The organism is Methylobacterium sp. CCH5-D2 (assembly GCF_001556475.1).
Classification (GTDB): Bacteria; Pseudomonadota; Alphaproteobacteria; order Rhizobiales; family Beijerinckiaceae; genus Methylobacterium; species Methylobacterium hispanicum.
Window position 1 is genome coordinate 1 of record NZ_LSIX01000760.1, and the last position, 5,423, is coordinate 5,423.

A 5,423-nucleotide genomic window follows, 5' to 3' on the forward strand; every position below is an offset into this window, starting at 1 on the left:
GAGCCGTTGCAGGCGGGCCTCGCCGAGCTCGCCAAGACGGTCTGGGAGGCGGCGATGGTCGAGGCGACGGCACGGCTCGAAAACCTGCGTAGGCTGGCGGAGGTGGAGCGGCTCGCCACCGACGAACTCCTGCGAGAGGCCGGCGCCAAGCTTGACAGAGAAGAGGCGACCGGCTTGCTCAGGGACGCGGAAGCGGTCCGGCTGACCGGGGAGAACGCGGCGCTCCGGGCGGAGGTGGGACGCGTGAGCAGGCGCCTCGAACACATCCGGGCGGAAGAGTTCTGGGACCGGGTGATGCGCGAGGTCTTTGCGATCATCCCGCCGCGGGGGGCGATGACGGTGGAGGGGATCCTTCCGAGGCTGCGGCAATCGACGCGCCGGGGGGCCCGGCTCCACCGCGAGCCGTTGGACGTGGAGACGCTGCGCAAGAAAATGGACGTGCGGGTCAAACACGGGAAGTTCTTCGCTAGGAACTACGACAGGACCTATCAGCGAGAACCACGCCATCTCGCCGGGACAGCGCATGGCGAGACATAGGATCGGAGCTCGCCGTTCCTCCTAAAGCGGGCGCGGCGAGACCCACGCGGGTGCGACGAGAAAAGTGGATCGGTCGATCGTGCCGATCCTGTCGATCGATGGACCGATCCGGTTCGTTCCGTGTTCAACAGGTCGTTCGCCTGGGCTGGTCACGGGACATGTACGATCGTCCGGAAAGTGTATATCGGCGACTGGCTCCGAACCCATGATTGTCTCAAGCGCCTCGGGGCCGGTCATACTCTGTAACGGTGGGGCGGGTCAGCATGGTCAACGGCGTGAGTGTCGCCCGCCCGGTCGCGGGCGCCACGGTGGGGAATGCCGGGGAAACAAGTCAGGAAGTCCTGAAGCGGTCGCGGGGAAACGAGCTCTTCATCGCCGTCGTGGGGCCCGTCGGGGCCGGGGCCGGACGGGCCGCGAAGATCATCAAGCAATTCCTGGAGGAAGCCGGGGCGTCGCGCTACGAGGTCCATGTCGTGAAGGCGAGCTCCGCCATCAAGGCGTGGGGCCGCGCCGAGGGGCGGGCGGTCGCCGGCGACGGGGCGCGCAAGACCCTCGACGGCATCATCGCCATGCAGGACCACGGCGATGCCATGCGGCTCGCCGCGCGTGACAACGCGGCCGTGGCGCGGGCCGTGGTCGGGGGGATCAGGGTGGCTAGGGCCGAGGCGAGTGGCCTCGCGGAGGGCGAGCTCGACGGCAAGCCCCGCGCCTACATCATCGACTCCTTGCGGCATCCGGCCGAGGCGCACCTTCTCCGTCGTCTCTATCAGGACGCGTTCACGCTCGTCGGCGTCGTGTGCGATCCGGAGAAACGAAGCAGGAGGCTGCGAACGGAACTCTACAACCTCGACGACCGCCAGACGGAGGCCACTAAGGCGGCGATCGCCGCCTTCATGGACCGCGATGCCGACGCCCCCGAGAAGCATGGCCAGCACGTCGTCGACACCTTCCACGAGGCGGATTTCTTCGTCGACAACTCGAAGGACGCCGAGGACGACCCGAACAACACCGCCATGAACGAACCGCTCCGACGTCTGGTCCGGCTCCTGACCCTGAGCGAGGTCATCCGGCCGAACGTCGCCGAGACGGCGATGCACCAGGCCCATTCGGCGCAGCTCAAGAGCGCATGCCTTTCGCGTCAGGTCGGCGCGGCCCTGGTAGACGCGCAGGGCAACGTCATCGCCACCGGGACGAACGAGGTGCCCAAGGCCGGGGGAGGTGTCTACGGCGAGGCCTTCGAGCCCGGTGACGACGAGCGGTGTGCCTTCAGGCCGAACAGGTACTGCAGCAGCAACCGGGAACAGAACGCCATCATCGACGCGCTGCTCGTTGCGTATCCCATGCTGCTCGCGGACCGGGAAAGGTCCGTGGTCGTCGCCGAACTCCGGCGCACGCGGCTGGGTGGGCTGATCGAGTTCAGCCGTGCCGTCCATGCCGAGATGGACGCGATCCTCTCGGCGGCGCGGACGGGTGTCTCGCCGCGCGGCACGCGACTTTTCGTCAGCGCGTTCCCCTGCCACTACTGCGCCCGCCATATCGTGTCGGCGGGGATCGACGAGGTCCAGTACATCGAGCCTTACCCGAAGAGCCGCGCGCTCGACCTGCATTGCGACGCGATCACCACCGTGTCGGAGGATTGGGAACCTCCGTCCCGCTTCCGGCATGAATCCCCGCGCGATCGCGGGGCGATCCGCGAGCCTGCGAAGCCCCGGCCGAAGGTCCTTTTCAGGCCGTTCGTCGGCGTCGCGCCCCGGATGTACGCGAGGGTGTTCCTCAAGGACCGTGACTACAAGGACAAGGTGACCGGCGATTTCGCCATGGGCGAGCCGGACTGGGGTGGTCCGTCGGACCTCTTCAAGCTACGCTATACAGACCTCGAACGGGACCTCGGGATTCGCCCAGCATGAGCCATCCGCACCTTCGTCTCGTGGCCGAGACGGCCCGCGACGAGGCTCCCGCCGTCGCACCGCGGACGCATCACGAGCAGCTGTCCCTCTTCGATTTCCGACCCGTACAGCGCGTGATCTGCTTTCCGATGGCGGACCTGCACGGTGAGGTCTTCGCCCGCGTGTTCAGCCTTGCCAGGCCGTCCATCGTGATCGATGCGCGGGCCTATCCCTACTTCGACCTCAACGCCCTCAGCCGCCAGAGGGCGTTCAGCTTGTTCGAGGACACGAGTTCCCACTATGTCCATAGGCACATCGACCTGAGGCCACCGAGCGACCAGTGCGGACGGTGGAGGGTGCGTGGCACGGCGATGGATGTCCTGACGGCGTTCGCACAGCCGTCCGACCGGACCGTGACCTGTCTCGCCGTGCTCCTCAACGGGCGGACGGACGTGGATGTCCTCGACGAGGCGCTGCGACACTCGGAGGCCGGCAGACCGGTCCACTGGCGTGTCGAGACCCTGGAAGGGGTTCCCGGCCTTTCGAGCTGACGTCCGGGGTTTCGTGGTCCACTGATGTGGCCGGACCCGTCATGGATCCCCATAGGCGGCCACCGCGGGCTCCAACCATGCACGCCGACGCTCCTCCTCCTTCTTCGTGATCTTGCGGAAGAAGCCGAACAGCCCGGGCCCGGAAGGATGCCACCGCCCATCGTGCAGCCAGTACCCATCCCGGAATCGGTGCCCGGATCCGTCGATCGCAACGATGTCGATGTGTCCGTCCTGTCCGCATCGCATCGACGTGACGGTGTCGCGCAGCATCTGCCGGACACGGATGCGCACCGCGAAGCGTTCCTCGTCGGACGCGTTCGCGCGTTCGAGTTCCAGCATCAGGGCGATGGCAGGTTCCCGACCGTCGGACTTGCCGGCATCCCTCAGGGCAAGCAGGGTCGCGGAGTTCTCCGTGATCCCCGCCTCGATGGTGGCGACCTCGCCACGGATCCTCTCGATCGCAGGTTCGGCGAACCGGTCCCCGCGCCCGAAGGCCCGCATCAGGGTCTCCGCCTCTGCCTGGAGGCCGTCCCGTCGGGCGATGGCTTCCCGCAAGGCCTGTTCGAGACGTTGCATCTCGCCGGCATCGGCCTTCGAAAGGTCAAGCTGCAGGAACCACGACAGCACCGCGTCCTCGGTCTCCTGGTAGGGGATGCGGACGTCGTTCCCACAGGTGCCCGCCCGGCTCGACGAGCAGATGAGCACGATGGTCGAGCGCTTCCCCCGGTCCCGGTAGTTCATCGGGTTGCCGCACGTCGCGCACGTGGCCACCATCCCGAAGAGGTTCGAGATGCGCGTGCCCTGCCGGCCGCCAGCGTTCGGCGTAGTGCCCAGCCGCCGCTTGTCGGCCACGCGCCGGGCCCGGTCCCACAGATCATCGTCGATCACCGCCGGATAGTAGTCCGGGATCACGTCGCCGGCGGGGATCCGCGTGCCGACCTTGATCCCGTTCCTGATGCTGGCCTCCATCCTGTGGGGCCGGAACTCGCCGAGGACGGCGCGGGTATCGGTGATCTTCTGGATCACGCCCCCGTGCCATGCGCGGCCCTTGCCCCAAGTGGGCTCCCCGTCCCTGTTGAGCCCCCGGGCGATCGCATCGCGCCCTCGGCCGTCGGCGAGCTCGGAGAAGATCCGCCTCACGATCGGCGCCCGTACCTCGTGCGGCTTGAAGCCGTCGCCGTCGACCTCAAGCCAGGACGGGATCCTCGCGGTGAGCTTACGCTTGCCGATGTCCGCCCGTTTCCGGATCCAGGTCTCCTTCAGCCGGGCGGCCTTCATCAACGACTCGTCGTGCGCCCGCATCAGGTAGACGATCGAGATGATGAATTGCATCGGGTCGGACTGGGCGTGGTAGGTCTGCCTGTCGATGATCGATCTGACGATGATGCCGTTGTTGACCAGGCGCAGGAGCAGTTCCTGCGCGATGTTGATCTCCGCCCGCGAGACGCGGTCGAGGGACTCACAGAGGAAATAGCTCCCCACCGCGATCCTTCCGGCCTCGACCTCGTCCACGAAAAGCCTGAGCTTGCCGGTTCCGCCCTTGGCGATGTTGGCGCGGGTGTAGGCCGAAACCCCGATGTCATGGAGGTTGAAGCGGGTGTCGAGCGTGAGATGCGGGTTCTCGGCGAGGTAGGCGTCGCGCAACTCGATCTGTCTCCGGAAACCGTCGCGGTGGCGTTCGCCATCGCCCTTGCTGACTTGGCGTTTCGAGCTCAAGCGCAAGTAGGAATAGGCGATCGCCGGTGCGGGGTCGGCGGGGAGGCCGGAGGGAAGACCCATCGAAGTCCAGGCTTTCTTGCGTGATGCGACCCTCCTAACACGTTGCCGGCCAACCCTGCCAATCGTCGTCTCCATCTCGGGGCTTCACATGGTGCTGGCGGCGGGCGTGGTGTTCTGGCTGATCCGGGCGGGGCTGGCGCTGGTGCCGCATCTCGCCCTGTTCTGGCCGATCAAGAAGATCGCGGCCGCCGTCGCGATGCTCGGCGTCACCGCCTACTGCATCTTCTCCGGCTGGGACGTCGCGGCCGAGCGCTCCCTCGTGATGACGCTGATCATGCTGGGCGCGATCCTGGTCGATCGTCCGGCCCTCTCGATGCGCAACCTCGCGCTGGCGGCGCTCGTCGCGCTCGCCCGCGAGCCCGAGGCCCTGCTCGGCCCGAGCTTCCAGATGTCGTTCGGGGCGGTGGCCGGGCTCATCGCCTGCGCGCGGCTCGTGGGCGGGGCCCTGTTCCGGCAGCCGGGGGCGGGACGGATCGGCCGGCTCTACGGCGCGGTGCTGGCCGCGGTGATCGGCACCCTCGCCACGACGCTGGTGGCGCAGGTCGCGACCGCGCCCTTCGCCACCTACCATTTCCAGACCGTGCAGCCCTTCGGGTTGCTCGGCAACGCGCTGACCCTGCCGCTGGTCTCGCTCGCGGTGATGCCGGCGGCGGTCCTCGGGATCCTGGCC

4 protein-coding genes and 1 pseudogene are annotated in these 5,423 nt (G+C 67.5%); 4 read left to right on the forward strand and 1 reads right to left on the reverse strand.

The genetic code is table 11. From position 1 onward, the window contains the following. From AX737_RS34655 to AX737_RS20300, 3 genes are all read left to right on the forward strand, one after another. A partial coding sequence (locus AX737_RS34655) for a hypothetical protein (protein ID WP_066924437.1) occupies positions 1–537 on the forward strand: 537 nt, incomplete at its 5' end. Between the two features lie 263 nt (positions 538–800). Then, positions 801–2,444: an anti-phage dCTP deaminase gene (locus AX737_RS20295; protein WP_082773168.1), complete on the forward strand. Its 1,644-nt coding sequence runs from the start codon at positions 801–803 to the stop codon at positions 2,442–2,444. After that, positions 2,441–2,974, forward strand: coding sequence for a hypothetical protein (locus AX737_RS20300; RefSeq protein WP_066924439.1), 534 nt, complete (start codon positions 2,441–2,443; stop codon positions 2,972–2,974). Before AX737_RS20295 ends, AX737_RS20300 begins: the two co-directional genes overlap by 4 nt. A gap of 39 nt (positions 2,975–3,013) precedes the next feature. On the opposite strand, the gene AX737_RS20305 is transcribed toward AX737_RS20300, so the two are convergent. Next, the gene (locus tag AX737_RS20305; protein WP_197430651.1) at positions 3,014–4,618 is read right to left on the reverse strand and encodes a recombinase family protein; all 1,605 of its coding nucleotides are present in this window, start codon (positions 4,616–4,618) and stop codon (positions 3,014–3,016) included. 199 nt (positions 4,619–4,817) lie between these two features. Here AX737_RS20305 and AX737_RS20310 point away from each other — a divergent pair. Then, positions 4,818–5,423, forward strand: a pseudogene (locus tag AX737_RS20310) (ComEC/Rec2 family competence protein); the annotation flags it as partial.